General features: G+C 43.0%; 17 protein-coding genes. 3 read left to right on the top strand and 14 right to left on the bottom strand.

The window, feature by feature from the left end; genetic code table 11:
- Positions 1-173: 173 nt before the first annotated feature.
- The 5 genes from WCV65_RS17670 to WCV65_RS17690 all read right to left on the bottom strand — a co-directional run bounded on the left by WCV65_RS17670 (position 174) and on the right by WCV65_RS17690 (position 5,375).
- Positions 174-1,349: a D-alanyl-D-alanine carboxypeptidase family protein gene (locus WCV65_RS17670; protein ID WP_338778291.1), complete on the bottom strand. Its 1,176-nt coding sequence runs from the start codon at positions 1,347-1,349 to the stop codon at positions 174-176.
- 207 nt (positions 1,350-1,556) lie between these two features.
- Positions 1,557-3,044 (bottom strand): UDP-N-acetylmuramoyl-L-alanyl-D-glutamate--2,6-diaminopimelate ligase, encoded by a 1,488-nt coding sequence (locus tag WCV65_RS17675; RefSeq protein ID WP_035413463.1) that lies wholly within the window; start codon positions 3,042-3,044, stop codon positions 1,557-1,559.
- A 177-nt stretch (positions 3,045-3,221) separates the two neighbouring features.
- Entirely contained in the window at positions 3,222-4,601 is a 1,380-nt protein-coding gene (gene fumC, locus WCV65_RS17680; RefSeq protein WP_338778293.1) for a class II fumarate hydratase, read from the bottom strand.
- A 43-nt stretch (positions 4,602-4,644) separates the two neighbouring features.
- Positions 4,645-5,187: a GNAT family protein gene (locus WCV65_RS17685; protein WP_035413468.1), complete on the bottom strand. Its 543-nt coding sequence runs from the start codon at positions 5,185-5,187 to the stop codon at positions 4,645-4,647.
- A complete protein-coding gene (locus tag WCV65_RS17690; RefSeq protein WP_035413469.1) occupies positions 5,184-5,375 on the bottom strand; it encodes a YvzF family protein in 192 nt (63 codons plus the stop codon). Before WCV65_RS17690 ends, WCV65_RS17685 begins: the two co-directional genes overlap by 4 nt.
- 277 nt (positions 5,376-5,652) lie before the next feature.
- On the opposite strand from WCV65_RS17690, the gene WCV65_RS17695 reads away from it, so the two are divergent.
- The 3 genes from WCV65_RS17695 (at position 5,653) to WCV65_RS17705 (ending at position 7,768) form a co-directional block, all read left to right on the top strand.
- On the top strand, positions 5,653-6,513 hold the full coding sequence (locus tag WCV65_RS17695) for an EcsC family protein (RefSeq protein ID WP_338778296.1): 861 nt from the start codon (positions 5,653-5,655) through the stop codon (positions 6,511-6,513).
- 151 nt (positions 6,514-6,664) lie between these two features.
- Entirely contained in the window at positions 6,665-6,994 is a 330-nt protein-coding gene (locus tag WCV65_RS17700; RefSeq protein WP_156506004.1) for a DUF3243 domain-containing protein, read from the top strand.
- 24 nt (positions 6,995-7,018) lie between these two features.
- Entirely contained in the window at positions 7,019-7,768 is a 750-nt protein-coding gene (locus WCV65_RS17705) for an SDR family oxidoreductase (protein ID WP_338778300.1), read from the top strand.
- Between the two features lie 63 nt (positions 7,769-7,831).
- Here WCV65_RS17705 and brnQ read toward each other — a convergent pair whose 3' ends face one another.
- From brnQ to WCV65_RS17750, 9 genes are all read right to left on the bottom strand, one after another.
- Positions 7,832-9,154 carry a branched-chain amino acid transport system II carrier protein gene (gene brnQ / locus WCV65_RS17710; RefSeq protein ID WP_338778302.1) on the bottom strand — a complete coding sequence of 441 codons (1,323 nt, stop codon included), beginning with the start codon at positions 9,152-9,154 and terminating at the stop codon, positions 7,832-7,834.
- A 181-nt stretch (positions 9,155-9,335) separates the two neighbouring features.
- A complete protein-coding gene (locus tag WCV65_RS17715) occupies positions 9,336-9,839 on the bottom strand; it encodes a hypothetical protein (RefSeq protein ID WP_338778305.1) in 504 nt (167 codons plus the stop codon).
- A 494-nt stretch (positions 9,840-10,333) separates the two neighbouring features.
- Positions 10,334-12,643, bottom strand: coding sequence for an immune inhibitor A domain-containing protein (locus WCV65_RS17720; RefSeq protein WP_338782350.1), 2,310 nt, complete (start codon positions 12,641-12,643; stop codon positions 10,334-10,336).
- Positions 12,644-13,038: 395 nt separating this feature from the next.
- On the bottom strand, positions 13,039-13,272 hold the full coding sequence (locus WCV65_RS17725; protein WP_035413480.1) for a hypothetical protein: 234 nt from the start codon (positions 13,270-13,272) through the stop codon (positions 13,039-13,041).
- 18 nt (positions 13,273-13,290) lie between these two features.
- Entirely contained in the window at positions 13,291-14,883 is a 1,593-nt protein-coding gene (locus WCV65_RS17730) for a gamma-glutamyltransferase (RefSeq protein ID WP_338778309.1), read from the bottom strand.
- Between the two features lie 13 nt (positions 14,884-14,896).
- The gene (locus WCV65_RS17735) at positions 14,897-16,054 is read right to left on the bottom strand and encodes a CapA family protein (protein WP_338778311.1); all 1,158 of its coding nucleotides are present in this window, start codon (positions 16,052-16,054) and stop codon (positions 14,897-14,899) included.
- A 15-nt stretch (positions 16,055-16,069) separates the two neighbouring features.
- Positions 16,070-16,519: a poly-gamma-glutamate biosynthesis protein PgsC gene (gene pgsC / locus WCV65_RS17740; protein WP_338778313.1), complete on the bottom strand. Its 450-nt coding sequence runs from the start codon at positions 16,517-16,519 to the stop codon at positions 16,070-16,072.
- 12 nt (positions 16,520-16,531) lie between these two features.
- Positions 16,532-17,713 carry a poly-gamma-glutamate synthase PgsB gene (gene pgsB, locus WCV65_RS17745; RefSeq protein ID WP_035413486.1) on the bottom strand — a complete coding sequence of 394 codons (1,182 nt, stop codon included), beginning with the start codon at positions 17,711-17,713 and terminating at the stop codon, positions 16,532-16,534.
- 562 nt (positions 17,714-18,275) lie between these two features.
- A complete protein-coding gene (locus WCV65_RS17750) occupies positions 18,276-18,803 on the bottom strand; it encodes a GNAT family N-acetyltransferase (RefSeq protein ID WP_338778317.1) in 528 nt (175 codons plus the stop codon).
- Positions 18,804-18,814: the final 11 nt, after the last annotated feature.

Here is an 18,814-nt window from a genome sequence, read left to right on the forward strand (position 1 = left end):
TGCACGCTGATAGTTCAATATCTTATCTGATATTTAACTTTTTTACAATACAAATTTCGACATGATTTTCACAATTCTGAAATGAGTATTTTTGTATCAGCAATGAAAAAGCGAATCCAGGACTATCGTCTGCATTTATATCAAAATAATTCTTCTCTAACAGAAGAAAAACTTCAATACTTTTTTGTCTGGATATAAAGGGCTCCTCCAACTCCTATAACTAAGAGAAAAGCCATCATGACCGACATGTAAAAATGGTTATGAAAAGAAACATCCTTGCTTGAACGATTCTGTTTTGGGGACTGGCTAATGCCCTGTCCTTCAGGGACAGCTGATTGCAGGCTTGCAGCTGCCAGAGTTCTTCCATCTTCCCCTACAACAATAAGCTTGTCCGCTTTGCCAATCTCTGTTGTGACCTTTTCATCATGGTGCTTTGTATAAAACAAAGGCCGTGTTAATTGAAGAGGTTCTCTTTGTTTATTTTTCAGAGCTGCTGTAGGAGCAATGTTTTCTGTTTCAAAATGAGTGAATCCGTAATCCAGCAGCTTCTTTGTATCATCATAAGTCCCTTGATCGTTTGGAGATTTGAGGGTAACTGCGATAAGACTTAGTCCATTTCTTTCTGCAGAAGTAACCAGGGTATAGCCTGCTTGAGAAACGAACCCGTTTTTCCCACCAGTTATCCCCTCATAAGGCTGCTGCTTTAGCAATTTGTGATGGGTGAAAATAGTCGTGTTCCATGACTTCCCTTCCCATTTCAGTGCTTTTGTACCGAAAATATTTGAGAATTCTTCATTCTTTTTTGCGTATTGTGTAATTTTAGCCATATCTGCGGCTGTTGTTTTATGTTCCGGATCAAAGAGTCCATTAGGATTCACGAAGTGGGTGTGGGTAACGCCAATTTCAGTCTGCAAATACTGATTTAAATCTTTTGAAAATTCACCGACACTTCCGCTTAAATGTTCAGCGATCGCTATTGCTGCATCATTTCCTGAATTTATGAGCATGCCCTGAATAAGCCGTTTTAAAGGAACTTGCTCCCCTTCTTCAAGAAATACCTTTGTTCCTTCTGCATTTCTGGCGTTCTTGCTTACGGTGACCTCTTCCTCTAAATTTCCATGTTCGATTGCATAAATGGCGGTAGCAATTTTCGTAATACTTGCAGGATACATGGAAGTAGATCCGTTCTTTTCGAATAGGATTTGACCCGTCTTAGCATCCATGACTAATGCAGCCTCACTCTCAAGGAGCAGCTTCTTATCGTCTTCTTCTTTACCTGCTGCTTTAACAGGATGAAAAAAAATGGATAGGGTGAAAACAGTAATTATTAGATGTAGAACTTGCTTCATAAAACTCATTCTCCTTATCTATACCCTGCGATAATCCTTACTTAGGATATCAACATCATTCTTCGAAAACAATGTAAAAAAATTGAACAGACTGCATATTCTTACACAAACCATCAATATATGGAAATAGCGTAAACAAATAAAACAGGAACCCAGTTAATGCTAACCCAGGCTCCTACAAAATTAGTTCATAATCCTATTCATTATTTATTCAGCTTTTTTTGCTTGCGCCGCAGCTGTTCTTTGCAAATAGCGTATCGTTTCTCCATCAGAAGAGGCCGGTAATTCAAATGCCTGCTGATAGGGTTCTGCACCTTTGCCGGTTACAACAATCCAATCCCCCTGCGAAGCATGCATAAACATATGTTGAATAGCCATGGTCCGGTCAGAAATGATCCTGCCTTTCTCATTGCCAAAAGCGGTTTGTAATTTTTCTAGCTCATTCAAAATTTCCTTCTCTGGGACACCATTTAAGTCATCCTGTGTAAGAACATACGCATCGCTTAAATCTGAAGATAATTTAATCATCTCACATCGCTTCGATTCATCTCTTCCGCCTCTGAATCCAAAAATATGGTACACCTTTTCCGCCCCGCACTCTCTTGCAGTCTTTAAACAATGATAAAGAGCTTCCGAGGTGTGGGCATAATCCACCATAAAGGTAGGCTGACCGGCTTCTTTATACACTTCATTTCTGCCGGGAACACCGGGAAATTTCATAAGCGCTTCTGAAATCACCCGTTCTTCAACACCCATTTCTTTAAGTGCCAAAAAGGCTAGTCCAGCGTTATAAATATTATGAAGACCTGGTACGGCCAACTGAATAAAATGCCCTCTGTTTTCTGTTTCATTCAAGATGGCAGCAGGGAACTTACTCGTTTTCCATTCTGATAAGCGCAAATTATTTCCCGTGTTTTCCCCAAACGTATAGATTTCTTTTCCTTCCGTTCGGAGATTTTCCGCAAGCTTCTCCCCCCAAACGCTATCCGTATTAATGAAAGCTTTTCCGGAATGGGACAGCTGTTGAAAGAGCTTGGATTTTACTGCAAAATATTCTTCCATTGTATGATGGTAATCCAAATGATCCTGATCGAGATTAGTAAACAATGCATAATCAAATTCCACACCTTCTACTCTGTGCTGACTAATACCGTGGGAAGAGACTTCCATCACCGCATATTCATCATTACTCCTATGAAGAAGTTCCTGAAGCTGAAGGCTGTCAGGAGTCGTATTGGAGGCGCGGTACCATTTTCCATTTATGTAATTGGCAATCGACCCGAAAAGAGAGCAGCTCAATCCAGCTGTTTCAAGAATATGTTTAATCATAAAAGCAGTCGTGGTTTTTCCATTAGTGCCTGTGATCCCAATCATTTTGTGTTTCTTTTGAGGCTCTCCGTAGAAAGCAATTGCAAGCTGAGCCATTTGCTTTCTGCTATCCACAAGCTGGATGCAGGGAACAGGAAGACGTTCCGGCTCTGCTTTTTCTCCTGCCACAGCAGCAGCCCCTGCTCTGATAGCGGCTTCAATATACTTGTGTCCATCCTGCTGATAGCCGCTGATGGCAATAAACAAATTGCCGGGTTTTAGATTTCTCGAATCCGATGTGATACCGGTTATTTCAATCCCTTGCCAGTCTTTCCTAATAGACTCAGGCTTTATGGATGAAGATAAAAGCAGCTGATGTAAATTCATAGGTGACAAACTCCTTCATTTCTCTATTTCACACATGGTTCGAAACTCGTCTTCTTTTTCTATCCTTTTGGCACTGAACCCATTTTTTCATATTATTTGCTGAATGATTCGCTTTAAATGCCGTTATATAATGGAAAACAAAGAAAGCGCGCCTGAATTCGGCGCGCCCTGGATCGTTTATTTTGGCTTTGTCATGTTTTCCGGAACTACATATTGATCAAATTGTTCTCCCGTCAGCAGATTAAGTTCGATCGATGCCTCTTTAAGAGTCAATCCTTCTTTGTGGGCATGCTTGGCAATTTTCGCTGCATTCTCATATCCAATATGAGGATTTAACGCTGTTACAAGCATGAGTGATTCATTTAAGTATTTTTTTATCACTTCATCATTTGGCTCAATTCCTTTAGCACAGTGAACATTGAAGGAATTGATCGCATCCGCAAGCAGCCGGACTGATTGCAGGAAATTATAGAGAATTACAGGCTTATAAACATTCAATTCAAAATTCCCCTGGCTTGCGGCAAAACCGATGGCTGCATCATTCCCCATTACCTGTACCGCTGCCATCGTTAATGCTTCACTTTGCGTTGGATTGACCTTCCCCGGCATAATGGAGCTTCCAGGCTCATTTTCCGGAATGGAAAGCTCTCCGATCCCGCAACGGGGACCGCTTGCTAAAAAGCGAACATCATTTGCAATTTTCATGGCATCCGCTGCAAGTCCCTTAATTGCTCCATGTGCATACACCATTTCGTCATGAGATGTTAAGGCGTGAAATTTATTAGCAGATGAAACAAACGGCATGCCCGTATAGTTGGCAATTTCGGCAGCGGTCATGTCACCGAATTCAGGATGTGCATTAATTCCGGTTCCGACAGCGGTTCCGCCAACCGCAAGATTAAGAAGGTGTGATGCTCCTTCCTCAATCATTCCTTTTGATCTTTCCAGCATATACGACCAGCCGCTTATTTCCTGTCCTAATGTAATAGGTGTTGCGTCCTGAAGATGAGTTCGGCCGATTTTTACGAGGTCCTTGAATTTCTCCGACTTCTCGTTCAGCGTGATCCGAAGCTGTTCTACGGCTGGAATGAGACGCTCCTTCACTGCTTTCAATGCAGCAATATGCATGGCGGTTGGAAACGTATCATTCGAGCTTTGACCCATGTTCACATCATCATTCGGATGAATACTAGTTTCTTCCTTTTCAAGCAATTCGTTTGCTCTCCGGGCTGCGACCTCATTCACATTCATATTGCTTTGCGTACCGCTGCCGGTTTGCCAGACAACAAGGGGGAACTGATCATCCCATTTTCCATCAAGAATTTCATCGCACGCTTTTACGATCGCTTGTGATTTTTCGCTCGACAGCTTGCCCAGCTGCTCATTAGCAATGGCTGCGCTTCGTTTTAGAACAGCAAAAGCATAGATGACTTCAAGCGGCATTTTCTCCGTGCCGATTTTAAAATTTTCTTTACTCCGCTGTGTTTGCGCGCCCCATAGTTTGTCCGCAGGTACTTCAATTTCACCCATTGTGTCCCTTTCGATTCTTGTCTCCATTATTCATCCCTCCCCTAGTTTCTATCCCCTTTGCGCTTAGACGCTAATCAAAAAAGAATGGAAATTCCTCTTTTAACAAGGAAAAAAGCATGACATCCTCATACTGCCCATTCATACGCTCATATTTACGCAGCCGGCCTTCATGCTGGAAATGGAGTTTTTCCAAAAGGTGAATAGACGGCTTGTTTTCAGGAACCACTTTTGCTTCAATCCGGTTTGCCTCCATTACAATGAAGGCATGATCCAAAAGAAGGAGAAGGGCCTCTTCCATATAGCCCATCCCCCAATACTGTTTGCCAAGCTCATAACCGATTTCACCCCGTGCATTCTCCTCGTCCCAGTCATTAAATCCGCAAGTTCCCAGAATTTCTTCTGTATTCAGGTCAAGAATCGACCATCTGTATGCTTTTTTCCTCCCAGCCAGCGATCGGAGAATGTAGATCATAGACCTCACTTCTGTAATGGTCGCAGCAGCCTGCATATTTAAATATCGGACAACCTCAGGATCGGACCAAATAGGATAAAGTTTCTCTGCGTCCCTTTCTTCCAGCTCCCGAAGCCGGATTCTTGCTCCAGCTTTTCTCATCGCTGCTCCCCTAAAGACTGGCTCTTTAATTTCAAATCCAAGTAGATGCGCTGATCTTTGGAATACTTGTACTTAGGATTGGTTCTTCCATATTCTTTTGATGTATATGTAACCGTATAATTTTTTTCAAAAGACTGGATGATCGCATCCAATTCTTCTTTATTACCCATTATCCGAATTTGTGCCACTTAAATCTTCCTTTTCCGTATGATTTCATCATCTTACCGGGTACTAAATGGAATGTCCAGAGGAAGATTCTTTTTCCCGCCGCTCATTCTTTCTTTATAATAAAGCTCTGTTAAACTTGGCTTTTGATTGCAGCTAGCAGGCGCTCGCTTTCCACTCCAATCAACAGGTGTTAAAAATTAACACCTGGCATTAACAAAGCCTATAATAAAAGAGAATGAAACCTTCTTAATAGATAAAACGTAGTATCACTAAAACACATGAAGAGGAGACATGATTATGGATACGAAAGAATCACTTCAGCATTCCTTATCCGAAGTAGATAAGTGGGAGAAAGATCAGCAGGGGTTATGGTTTTGGGAAAAAATCACCCGTCTTCCGTTTAAACTGCTGGACAAAATCACTCCCGCCTTCATACAAAAGAAAATCGGTGACCTTCTTGATGAAATCGGAAATTACGTTCAAACAGGCGGAAAATATCTAACTCAGGAAAAAATGATGCTTAAAAAGCTGTCAGAACAAACAGGAAGCGAAATCGAAACCATTGAAGATGCCTCTAAAGTATCTGTTCAGGATATGAAAAAAGTGTGTCTTGATATACGGGAATCCCGTGGCAATATCGCGACCGTTCAAGGTGCTTCTACTGGTTTCGGTGGAATGTTCACGCTGGCCATCGATATTCCTGTCCTTTTAGGGCTTTCTCTTAAAACACTCCAGGAAATTGCGATTGCGCATGGATACGACCCAAGCAAAAAAGAAGAACGGGTTTTTATCGTAAAATGCCTGCAGTTCGCATCTGCTGACATTGTCGGGAAGCAGGCCGTTTTAAATGAGCTATCCGGCTATCACACAAAAACTCATTCCTCTGAAGTCTTCTCCCAGCTCCAAGGATGGCGGGAAGTCATGTATTCATACAGGGATACATACGGAATAAAAAAACTGCTGCAAATGATCCCTGTTGCTGGCATGGTTTTTGGGGCTCTGACGAATCGTTCCATGATCAAGGAGCTTGCAGAAACAGGCACAATGCTTTATCAGAAGAGAAGAATTTTGGCGAAGCTGGATGAAATGGAAAAAGCAGAGCAGGAACCTGCATCCATTGAGGGCAGTGAAACACCAGCTCTTCCATCTGACGAATAGGCAAAACGACAGAGGGTTCCGGGACGACCGCCGGGATCCTCTGTTTTTGATTTGTCATTTTGTCTTCAACAGCACATCGAAGGCTGTAAATCCGTTTATTTCTCCATCTGGAAGGCTATAACAATATTAATCTTTCAGGAGGTGGATGAAAATGGCTTTTGAAAAAGACTCCGCGATTCACGATGAAAAGATAGAAAGCAAAATGGATCAGATGAGCAAGGAGGAAATGGACAGCATCTTGGATAACTTTGAGCATTTCAAATCGTACCTGCATGATAAAGTCAGCAAAGGGGAAAAGCTCGGGCTAAGTGAAGACATTCTGGCGAAAGCTGCAAAAACAGCAGCTGAATATTTAGCAAATAATGCAGAGCCAAAAAACCGTGAGGAGTATTTGCTGAAGGAACTGTGGAAATCAGGAAACGATGAACAGCGTACACATCTCTCCCATATCCTTGTGAAATTAGCCAAAAATGAAGCATAATAACTGCCCGAAAGGATGTTTTGCATGCAAAACAAAGTTGTGATCATTTCAGGAGCCACCTCAGGAATTGGAATGGCCGCGGCTCTTACATTTGCTGAAAAAGGCGCTAGCGTATATGCACTTGGCAGAAATGAAGAGAGCGGCAAGCAGCTAGAATCAAAAGCAGAAAATCTCAAAGGCTCGATTACTTTTTCTAAAACAGATGTCGATCGTGAAGAAAGTATAAAGGAATTTTTCGAAAGTCTCGGGGAAGAACAGGACGGATTCCACGTTCTTTTCAACAATGCGGGGATAGGCAATACAGCTATCGGACCGCTTAGCAGAATTGATGAGGAAGATTGGGAGAAGCTTTTTAATACGAATTTAAAGTCCCAGTACTTCATGATTAAGCATGCGGAGAAATACTTCTCAAAAAATGAGCCTGTCAGCATCATCAACAACGCGGCTATTGTCGGAAGCGAGAAATTCCCGCCTGCTCTCCCAGCATACAGCGCAAGTAAAGCAGGCGTTATTGCCATGACGAAATCGCTCGCCTCCCGCTTTGCGAAACGGAATGTCCGGGTAAACGCCATTTCGCCGGGTCCAGTTGATACTAAACTTGCCAGAGGTCTTTATCCAAATGAAGAATCCTATGAAAAGGCAGAAAAAAATCATCCACGAGGCAAATTCGGCAGACCCGAAGAAATTGCAAAAGCTGTCTACTTTCTGGCAAGTCCCGATTCCAGTTATATCAATGGGCATAACCTGATTATAGATGGCGGTTATTCTCTTTAAATTTTTAAAATCCCATAGCAGCAAAGTTTGATTACAAAAAAGAGGCTTCAAACGGCCTCTTTTTTACTGGTCTGCAGGTATTTTATTTTTATTGAAGCTGCTTACTGCATAGCCAGCTGCAGCACCAGCAATTGCCGGAAGCAGCCAGCCGATTCCCTGCGCAGAAAGCGGAATGGCATGAAACAAGCTATCAAGGCTCCCTTTTAATAGAGACTTGTTTAGAAATTCAGTGACACTGTACACTCCTGTGAAGAATACGGCTATATAATAAACAGGCTGATGGTTTTTGAATACTTTCTCCATTAATCCGATTGTCACCAATACCACTAGGATTGGATAAATGGCACTTAAAATCGGAACGGAAATACTCAATATCTGATCCAGCCCAAGGTTTGCAATCAGCATACTGGCAAGTGTAAATATAGCTGTCCACATTCGATAAGAGACGGATGGAAGCAATTTATAAAAATACTGGCTGCAGGCAATCACGAGACCGATTGATACGCTTAGACAAGCTAAGGTAAACAATACACCAAGAATAACTACACCTGCTTCACCAAATAGATTGCTCGTTAGCAGGGTCAGAACGCCAGCTCCATTTGCCGCTTTTCCATATCCGGCAGACGAGGCACCAAGATAAGCAAGAATACTATAAACGACAGCCAGCAAAATTCCGGCTCCGATTCCGACCGTTATCATGCTGCGGGAAACCTGTCTTTCTGTTTTCATCCCTCTGGAACGGACTGTGTTTGTAATAAGAACACCGAATGCCATTGCCCCGAGAGCATCCATTGTTAAATAGCCATCAAGAAAGCCCTGGAAAAAAGAATTGTCCTGATAAATTTTCTCAGGAGCTCCAAATGGCGCTTGGGGTGTAAACAAATTTCTGACGAACAAAACAGCAATGATCGTAAGGGTGATAGGAGCTAACACTTTACCAAGCCGGTCTATAAGTTTAGAAGGAGAAAGACTCAGCCAGAGAACCAATCCAAAAAACACGAGTGTGTAAAGGCCTAATGCCATGGGCTGTGCTGATGTGCCCGTTTGGATAAACGGCTTCATTCCCATTTCATAAGCAATTGTAGCCGCCCGCGGAATCGCAAGCCCAGGTCCGATACATAGATAAATAACAATTGGAAAAATAAGAGCAAAATATGGATGGACCTTCTCATTTAAATTCTCTGCTGTACCATGGATTGCAATAGCTATCACAACCATGACAGGAAGTCCAACAGCTGTTGCGATAAACCCGGCAAGTGATAAGAACGTATGAGTTCCAGCTGAATATCCAAGGAACGTTGGGAAAATAAGATTTCCCGCTCCGAAAAACATTGAAAACAGCATGACGCTGATCAGAACCCGATCCTTCCCGCTAAGTTTTTCCATCGTCCTCTCCTCCTCTTCAATTAAAAGATAATTATGAAGTATAACAACTTGAAAAAGATTTGGCTATAGCTTTCGAAAAATACTAAAATTTTAAATAAATTGTAAGGGTATTCAAGATTTTTTGCATAGACGAATGGCCTTGGAGGGGGTCGTTCCTGCGGATTTTTTGTCAGACAAACTTTTATTCCAGCCGACTGGGGGCTTTTTCCGGCTGGGACACGCTCTTTTCCAGCCGCGCGGATTCCCTTTTCGGCCGCTTCAAGGCTCTTTCCAGCCATTCTTTGTTTTCCAGCCGAACCGGGGTTTTTTCCGGCCGGTTCACGCTCTTTTCCAGCCGCGCGGATCCCTTTTTCAGCCGCTTTAAGGCTCTTTCCAGCCATTCTTTGTTTTCCAGCCGAACCGGGGTTTTTTCCGGCCGGTTCACGCTCTTTTCCAGCGGGATGGATCCCTTTTTCGGCCGCTCCAAGGCTCTTTCCAGCCATTCTTTGTTTTCCAGCCGAACCGGTACTCTTTCTGGCGGGGGCACGCTCTTTTCCAGCCGCGCGGATCCCTTTTTCAGCCGCTTCAAGACTCTTTCCAGCCATTCTTTGTTTTCCAGCCGAACCAGTACTCTTTCCGGCGGGGGCACGCTCTTTTCCAGCCGCGCAGATCCTTTTTCAGCCGCTTCAAGGCTCTTTCCAGCCATTCTCTAGTTTCCAGCCGAACCGGGGTTTTTCCGGCCGGTTCACGCTCTTTTCCAGCCGGTCCACCGGTTACCTTTTCTCCAGTTTTCCATGTATTTCAGCAGTGATTGCTTCGGAATTCGCGATACGCGTGAGGAATTTATAACCGGTGTGAGGTTAATTGCTGACTATTGGAGGTTAATTGCTGACTTCCTGCAAGGAATTGCTGACTTTATTAGACTAATTGCTGACTTTTGAATCATAATTGCTGACTTCCACCAAACTGAACCATTGCTGACTCCATAAATTAATTGCTGATTTAGGAAGAAATGGGTAGTTTTCATCAAGATTCTATTTAACAATTGCTCCATATCCTATCATTCACTTTGAGAACGTTACTATTCACTTGCACGGTGACAAACCTGAACTGTTCAGTACTTCGCAATATGGATTTCTGCAAAAACACAAAACAAAAAAACAGGCCGCTGATCCCAGCGGCCTGCTCTCCTGCTAATTATTATTTACGGATCCAAACCATACCTGCAGAGTTGTCTTTCGCTTCGCCCATTACTTGAACTTTCAAGCCGTTGCGAGGAAGGATTTTTCCTGCGTCAGGAAGATCGTAGTCGATGTATGTCTGAGAGTCATCGAACAATGTGTTGCCAAGCATTCCTTTGAACGTGTAATCTCCGCGTGTTGGAGAAGATACGAAGAATTCAGGCGTTTTGTCCCATGAGAATGCTGCATCTGCTACTTGGTAGCGAGTGCTATTTACTGCTGTTTTCTGGCCATTTAGTGTACCCATTACTGTTTCAGGATGCGAATCAACTACTCCGATGAATCCGTAGCCCGGGTGATGTGCAGGTCCAGTCCAGTTATCCAAGTAGCTTTCATCTCCATACCATACGAGCATTCCAGTATTGTATTTCGCACCTCTTGAGAATGCTAATGCTTTATCAGATCCTGCATAGTTTCTCCACTCAAGGTAGTAGTAGTTATCCTTGTAGTAGTTTCCATCAGAGACGATGAAGCCATTAAGCGTCATTTTTGGGGTGCCCTCTGCATCATCAGAAAGGACAACTTTTCCGTCAACTGTCAGCGTTGCATTATCAAGACCGAAGCCATCAAGGGCTAATCCGCCGTCTGTTACGTAGTTGAATTCCAACTTGATTTTGCTGCCTTTAAATTGGCTGAGGTCATAGGACTTGTCTACCCATTGGCCTAATGAAGATTCGGAGGACGCATCGCCTTTCGTATCATCATTTCCGATTGTATCAACAAGAACTTTCGTGCCATCTTCTTTTACTGCATTTACATACAAGTAGTCATACTCAAACTCAACATCGAAGTATGCTTTGTAATCAAATTTAGCTGTAGTAGCAGCCGTCAAATCAAATACAGGTGTGCTCATAGACGTATTAAGATCGTCACCTTTTGTGCTGTAGTAGTATTTATTTCCGAATGCAGGGGCAATTCCTTTTACTGCTTTTTTCGGAAGGTTGATTTTAACGATTCCCGGGTTCTTTGACTTCGTTACACTTTGGTCGATTACCGTTGAGTAGCCGAATGGATTAATCTCATTGTAATCAATCTCTGTAATGTTTGCCCAGTTTCCGCCCATTCCTTTTTGGAAGAACTCTTTGTTCATTGGAGAGAAGCTTGTTGGTTCTGTTCCGGCAATGTTTCCGTTCCAGCTTCCGCCGCTCATGATCGACCAGGATGCAACCGGCTCGCCAGCTCCTGTGTATTGAGTGTCATACTCATCCGGAAGACCAAGGTCATGTCCAAATTCATGAGCGAATACCCCTACTGCTCCATCTTCAGGCTGTACTGTGTAGTCAAATGCCGCCATTTGTCCACCCCAATATTGTGGAGTAGAAGATGTCGTTCCTGGAATACGGTATGGCTGAGTACCAATTGTCCATCTGTGAGACCAAATAGCATCATTGCCAAGACGTCCGCCGCCAGCTTCCTGACCTGTACCAGCATGGATGATCATCAAGTGATCCACCAGTCCGTCCGGCTCGTTTTGGTTGCCGTCTCCATCTAAATCGTATTGATCAAAATGATCGTATTCAGATAGGTTGATGCCCGCTGCTACCGCAGAATTCAATGCATCCTTTACCAGGTCGCGTGCTCCTTTAGGACTTTGGTTATCATGTCCGCCATTCGGATTATCATCGCCGTATTCCTTCGCTTTTCCAGGGACCGTCAGCCAGTCAGAGACTACGCCATTAACCGTGTAGCTTCCGCCTGATTGCTCTTCGTAATATTGCTTGAAGGTTTTGATTTTTTCACCGTTAAACATCGTGAACTCTTCGTTGCCGAACATTAGCTTCTGATAATGTTCTTTATTAAAATCATCGGCATACATGTAACCCTTTTCCTGGTCTACATTGTTATGTTTAAAATCGGAGAATTCAGTAAGCAAAACCAGAACTTTATCTTCACGGACTTTTCCGTTGTAAGCTGTTCCTTTGGCCGGATCTACTTTTACTAACCCATTCGGCTTGCCCTTCGATGCTTTGTTTTTACCGAACTGTTTTTTAATTTTTTCTTTTTGCTTATTCATGAAATCTTTTACTTTCGTATCCATGGCATGTCCGTGTGAATCTGCTGCTACTGAGGGCTTTTGTCCTTCTTTTTTCTGAATATAGGATTTGACCGCTCTATTAATCTCTGTCTGTGTAGCAGATTTAGAAATCACACCTTGTTCTTTTAATGCTTCTGCTAATCTTTCTTCAGGAATTGTGTTGTAATCAATAGGTGCTGATTCAATTGCTGAACTCGTTTCGGCAGCAGATGCTTGTCCTGTAGCAGGAAGCATTGTACCAAGCAGCAGTCCGCTTGCTACTGCTGTACCAATCGCCGCTTTTTGCAGGCGCTGGCTATTTCTTTTAACTGATCTTTTTAATTTCCTCAACCCAAGACCCCCTGTAATCACAAAAAAATGAGTAAAATTAGACATTTTTTCATGAAAATGAAATTTTTTCATTACAAAACTATTATAATTCTAATCTGAATAGAATAAATAGTCCGAATTTTCTATTTTATAAAAATTCCTTTTGAGGTCTTTGTCCCTATGTTTTTCGTCATGTTTTGATTTCACTTTACATCATATACCAATAAATGGATGGCGAACTGGATAGATAGTCAGATTTGCATCCCCGCTGCAAATAAAATAAAAAACCCAGAGAAAAGCCCCCGGGCATAGCGATTATATTATTCTGCACTTGTATTTGCTGGCTTTTGAGCGATTTGCTTGCCTTCAGCGGAGGCTTTAGCAGCTGATGCCTGCTTCGCTTCGGCCTGTGCTTGAGCACTCACCTTTTTCATCTCATCAGCAATGGCCGTCTTTTCAGCAGGATCCATTACTTCTGTATGTTTAAAACCAATCATGACCGCTAAAATCCCCATTACTGCAAGTGTAGACCAAAAACCTTTAATAAGTTTCATGACGATTCCTCCCGATTTTTATTTGGATGAGCTCCATGTTCCTGTTCTTCTGGGGTCTGCTGCTCCGGATACTTTTTTGGTGTCTTTATCTATGGTCAAGGCCATTACGCCTCCATAATAGAAAGGTGACTCTTTCACCCGGACGTCATAACCGCGCTTTTCAAGTTTATTTCTCACATTTTCAGGATAGCCGGGCTCCATTGTAATCTCGTTATCTTCAATGTAGAAACGCCGCTGATTAATAGCTTCCTGCCAGGACGATCCGAAAAATTCTCTCTGCACCAGAACCTGTGCAAGGACCGTCGGAATTCTTTTCCCCCCCGGGGTTCCAATTCCAACTATTTCTTTATCATTTTCCAGAATGGATGGAGATGTATAATTGTTCGGTCTTTTTCCCGGCTCCATTCGATTAGCAGATTCGGGGTCTTCACTGAAATTACTGAGTGCATTGTTCATGAATATACCATTGACCTGCTCTTTGGATCCGAAAAATTCTCCAAGTGTATTCGTTACGGATATGATCGTCCCCTCTTTATCTTTGATAACAAAGTGGGTGGTATTATCGTGGTCTTCTTCATCTGCTTCGGAATTGTTGACCTCTATGTCAAAAGATGCTTTATCAAAATCCATATCCTCAGCCATGTTTTCCAAGTGCTTGTCCGAAAGAAGCCTCTCCGTATCTACCTGACCGAAAGCAGGATCCTGAATTTCGGATATACGCTCGTGATAAACATGTTTTGTAAACTCACCCATTAAATGAGTAGAATTGGTTACCTCATTGGACTTGAATTCTCCCTTATACATATCTGCCAGTTTTAAGATTTGCAGAAGTGATATTCCGCCTGCCGAAGGAGGAGCTGACATGACTGTATATCCGCCAAATTTCCCTTCCAGCGGTTTTTCTTCCTTCACTTCGTAATTTTTCAAATCCTCCAGATTGACCCGGTCCAATTCTTTTGCCAATGATTCTCCCATTTCCCCTGAATAAAACCCTTTGCTTCCCTGTCTTTGAATAGCTTGAAGTGTTTTAGCAAGCTCCGGCTGCTTGATCACTCCGTTCGGTTTTACCGGCTTGCCATCCGGATAAAACGGTTCCGGCAGCTTGCCTTTAAATTGGTCCTGTGCTTCCGCAAGCCGCTGTGAAAGAAATGAGTCGGCTTTGTAGCCTTTGCTTGCATAATGTATTGCCGGTTCAATCAGTTCGGACATGTTCATTTTCCCCTGCTCCTTATGAGCAAGCTCCAGACCTTTTACAAAACCGGGAACGGCAATCTGATCTTTTGATCCTTTTCCGTTCTGAGGTGCAGAATCTTTATAATCGTATACTTTCTTAATTTTTTTATCCGGGTTATAAACGACCATCATTCCTCCGCCGCCCGGGCCTGATCCGTATGGTTCCGTAACACCTAACACGTAGGAAACGGCTACAGCGGCATCCATGGCATTGCCTCCGCTGTTCATGACCTTCATCCCTGCCTGAACAGCTAGAGGATGGTTTGCACTGACGGCCGCTTGCCCTTCAGCCGAACGATTTAGGATTCCGGATTGTGCGACGAGCAATATGACAATGAGAAGAATTGCCAGTGCTGTCCAAAGACGTTTCTTTCTCATGTGCATCCCTGCTTTAATCGAGTTTTTTTGAGAGGTCCTTTTCAAAAATAAGTTTCCCGTTCTCTTCCTTCCAATCCAGGTTCTTTGAATTTTTCGTCAGCTGCTGAATCATTTTCTTTTTCTGCAGCTCATTCATTTCCCTGATTGGTGCCGGCTGGCCGGCTTTTATTTCAAGCGGGGTCAGCTCAAATCTTGCCTTTCCGTCTGCCATCAGCCTCATTTGTGCAATGGCACTTTCCCTTGTTCTGCTCCAGCCCTGATCAAATACAAAATTTCCAAGACTGTAGAAAATCACACTGTCCTTATAAACTTCAACAGGTGACAATACATGCGGATGATGACCGATTATCACATCTGCTCCGGCATCCGCCAGTGCCTTAGCCAGATCTTTCTGGCGGGGATGAGGGGTCGTATCGTACTCCTGCCCCCAATGAGCATTAACGAATACAAAATCCGCTTTCTTTTTGGCTTCTGCTATCATGGGAACGAAGTTTTTCGGCTCCATCGCCAAAACCCCGCTGTTGTATTCAGTCGCTTTTGTTCCCTCTGCGTACACATCCGTAAAGGCTAGGGTTGCAACTTTTATTCCATTATACTCGCGATAGGAAATGGAATTTTTCGCATCCTTCAGGTTGCTTCCGGCTCCGACTGGATCGATCCCATGCTCTTTTAATGTCTTTCTCGTATCATTTAGCCCCTGGACGTTATAATCCATCGCATGGGTATTGGCGAGACTGACAGCTGAAAAGTTGAGATTTTGAAGTGTCTGAGCTGATTGTTTGTCCGTTCTCAGCTGAATGCTTTTCGATTCATTCTTTGGTGCTGATTCGTCCAAAGTAATCGGGTGGTCAAAATTCGCTGTAATATAATCAGAGTTTTGAAGCAGCGGCTTAACCTGCTGAAACAAATAATCCTGTCCTTTAATGTCGGTTACCTTCTCTACATCCCGTCCCATCATGATGTCGCCCATGAAGGAGGCAGTGAACACCTCGTTTTTATATTGGGTTACGGCTGGGGCCGGAGGTCTGTCCGCAAAGGAAAAACCGAACATAATTCCTGCAGTGGCAATTAGACCGATCACTGCATGAGTTTTTGAATTCCGCCGGTTCCTTTTAATAAACCGCAGGAGCTTCTCTTCGAAATTAAGCTCTTTTCCATTTGGATGGCTCACGTTTTTCTCCTCCCCTTAGAAAATATAGTAAAGCGTCATAAGCAGGAATGTAGCTCCGCTTAGCAAAAGCGTACTTCCGATTGTAAGCGCCATTCCCTGTTTTTGCATCGTATTGGCAATTAATCCAGGGACGATGATTCCGATTCCCCTAAATTCAAAAATCTCAAAAGGAAGAATAGGATACGTGTAATCAAAAGCTAATTTCAGCAATATTCCTACAGTAAGCATGGCAGCAAATTTTCTTCTTCCATAAAGAATGACGATTTTGGCTATTCCATATGTAACGATTAAATAGGTAAGCAAGCTGATGAAGAAAACCACAGCAAGGAAAACCGGCTGGTCAAATACAAGTGCCAAGTATCCCGGAACAATCAGTCCCGCTGGGATGACCCCCGTTTTTTCAGTGAATAGCAAGCTTAGCAATACCCCGAGAACCAGGGCTATGTATAAATCAGATCCGAACAATGACTCTTCCTCCTAACTGACAAATTGCTTAATTTTATAGTCTTCCAATCTTTCAATTAACGGTGTAGCGGCACCATGGATATTTCCTACTCCATAAATTGCGCGTCCGCTCATCATTGGCTCAAGAACAGCCAATATTTCTTCTGTTGAATACCCTTCCAGATTGTGAAAATTGTCAGCAGGAATGTTTCCAGCCTCATATGAATCAACAATTGGCTGTGTAGTATCACCTATTATCACGACATCTCCAGCAGGAATATATGGCAGTACGTCATTTGCAAATTGAATGGTCCGGTCTACCCGGTCATGACGGCAGTTCATAATGACGACCGCATTCTTTGTCGGATACCCTAGATCCTCAACCCTTTTCCAAATGTTAATCGTAGACGAGGCATCATTTGCCGCAAATCCATTTACGAAATATCCCGGGTTGCCCGCATCGGCGAGCGGAAGAATTTTCATGGCACCTGGATCAGGCGGAGCATTCAGCATGCCCCGAAAGGCTGTTTTTTCATCGATTCCCAACGCGTCTGCAACTGCCAGAGCAAGAGATGCATTGTCTGGAAAAACCATGTATTCAAAGCTCTTTAGAAATTGTTCGGAAATTCTTGTATTATCACAAACAATTAAAGTTGAATTGCGTTTTTCTGCTTCTTTCCGGTAGTACTCAATATATGGACTCTCATTGACGATAACGTGCCCGTTATGTGGGATCGTAGCTACGAATGCCTCTGCAACCTCATCAAGAGTCGGCCCCATTACATCCATGTGGTCCTCTAATACATTCACAATAATTCCAATATTCGCCTGAAGCATATCCTCCTGAAAGATAATCTGATAATCGGGATTTACGGCCATGCATTCGCTCACAAGCGCATTCGCGTTCATTTCAGCTACTTCTTGAATCACACGTCTTTGCTCGCCGATATTTGGACCTTCAGGCCGTCTGACAATCGGTCTTTCTTCTTTCGTATTCCAGTACATCATCCTTGCATCCGTACCTGTTGTTTTTCCGACTGTTTTGTACCCGGCTTCCTTTACCACACCATAAATAAGTCTTGTAACGGTTGATTTCCCCCGGATTCCGTTAATGTTAATCCGAACCGGAATGGAATCAAGCCGCTTTTGGTGGCGCCGCTTTTCAATGATGCCCAGCAGCAGGACGAAAACAGCAGCCGCGAAAATGACCCACACGTAACCTCATCTCCTCTATTTGTTTTCATCAGCGTGTATTAGTAAACCCATGTCTACTTTATGGATTTACCGCACAGAATAATAGATGATAAAAGTTCGAAGTCCCGTTTTGACAATATGCTGGCATGTATGTGGAACGGCTCATAAATTTAGACTTTTCAAACTTCTAAGTCCGATTAAAAAAAGCGGATTTATTGCATAACCCTGCTTTAAAAGGGTTTTGTCAGAAAATTTCTCTGATCATCTTTTTCCATAATTTCTTCCTGCTGATAGTTAAAGGATATCTATAGGATGATTCTCACATTGTAAAGGAATGTAAAAGTTTAGGAAGGGTACGAAGTGAGGAGTTATTTATGTAAAGGTTTACACAAAATGCGGTTCTGACTAATACTGGTGACTATTGGCGCCGGCTCATAAATCAAAGGTCATGATTCATTCAAGTAAAGGGGAGTCTTTTCTCCTGTTCTTTGTAAATTTCATGCAAAGCAGCTGCTAAGACTCTGCTTTTGCAGGAAGCAGAAAAAACAGAAAAAGCTGAATGGACATGCATTCAGCTTAGAAATTAAATCGACTTCTCATATTTGCAAAACCCTTTACTGCTTCCTTTAAGGAGGTATCCGGCAGATTGATAAAAGATGTTCAGGGATGGGTTGGATTCAATACAATCCAGTCTGATTCGGTCCCTCCCATTATATTCAATTCCTTGTTCTGCCCAAGTCAGAATTTTTCTTCCTAAGCCAGACCCTTTAAAAGATTTGGCTGTTACGAGCTTGTGCAAATAAATGGAAAGGCTTTGCTTTTCATCACCCCATAGACGGCGATCCCAATCTCCTGGTTGAGGAAGAAGCATGACCATGCCGGCCACCAATCCCCCTTTTTCAAATAGAAATACTTCCCCCATTTTAATTGAAGCAGCGAGCCCGTCTAATTCACCGTTTTCCAGCAGCTCACTCCATTGTGCAGAACCTTTTTCCTTGAGCCAAGCAGCAGCTTCCTTTAGCAGTAAAGCGATTGTTTGAGTATCTGCCGGCTCAGCCAATTTGACAGTAAATCCGTCCGGGATGGAATTCTGCTTGATACGAAAATTCATATATCCACCTC

This window comes from Metabacillus sp. FJAT-52054 (assembly GCF_037201815.1).
Classification (GTDB): domain Bacteria; phylum Bacillota; class Bacilli; order Bacillales; family Bacillaceae; genus Metabacillus_B; species Metabacillus_B sediminis.

Excerpts from the sequence above, each read along its gene's own strand:
- WCV65_RS17670 (WP_338778291.1), bottom strand. The coding sequence starts at position 1,349 with ATGAAGCAAGTTCTACATCTAATAATTACTGTTTTCACCCTATCCATT.
- WCV65_RS17675 (WP_035413463.1), bottom strand. The coding sequence starts at position 3,044 with ATGAATTTACATCAGCTGCTTTTATCTTCATCCATAAAGCCTGAGTCT.
- fumC (WP_338778293.1), bottom strand. The coding sequence starts at position 4,601 with ATGGAGACAAGAATCGAAAGGGACACAATGGGTGAAATTGAAGTACCT.
- WCV65_RS17685 (WP_035413468.1), bottom strand. The coding sequence starts at position 5,187 with ATGAGAAAAGCTGGAGCAAGAATCCGGCTTCGGGAGCTGGAAGAAAGG.
- WCV65_RS17695 (WP_338778296.1), top strand. The coding sequence starts at position 5,653 with ATGGATACGAAAGAATCACTTCAGCATTCCTTATCCGAAGTAGATAAG.
- WCV65_RS17700 (WP_156506004.1), top strand. The coding sequence starts at position 6,665 with ATGGCTTTTGAAAAAGACTCCGCGATTCACGATGAAAAGATAGAAAGC.
- WCV65_RS17705 (WP_338778300.1), top strand. The coding sequence starts at position 7,019 with ATGCAAAACAAAGTTGTGATCATTTCAGGAGCCACCTCAGGAATTGGA.
- brnQ (WP_338778302.1), bottom strand. The coding sequence starts at position 9,154 with ATGGAAAAACTTAGCGGGAAGGATCGGGTTCTGATCAGCGTCATGCTG.
- WCV65_RS17715 (WP_338778305.1), bottom strand. The coding sequence starts at position 9,839 with ATGGCTGGAAAGAGCCTTGAAGCGGCTGAAAAAGGATCTGCGCGGCTG.
- WCV65_RS17720 (WP_338782350.1), bottom strand. The coding sequence starts at position 12,643 with ATGCTTCCTGCTACAGGACAAGCATCTGCTGCCGAAACGAGTTCAGCA.
- WCV65_RS17725 (WP_035413480.1), bottom strand. The coding sequence starts at position 13,272 with ATGAAACTTATTAAAGGTTTTTGGTCTACACTTGCAGTAATGGGGATT.
- WCV65_RS17730 (WP_338778309.1), bottom strand. The coding sequence starts at position 14,883 with ATGAGAAAGAAACGTCTTTGGACAGCACTGGCAATTCTTCTCATTGTC.
- WCV65_RS17750 (WP_338778317.1), bottom strand. The coding sequence starts at position 18,803 with ATGAATTTTCGTATCAAGCAGAATTCCATCCCGGACGGATTTACTGTC.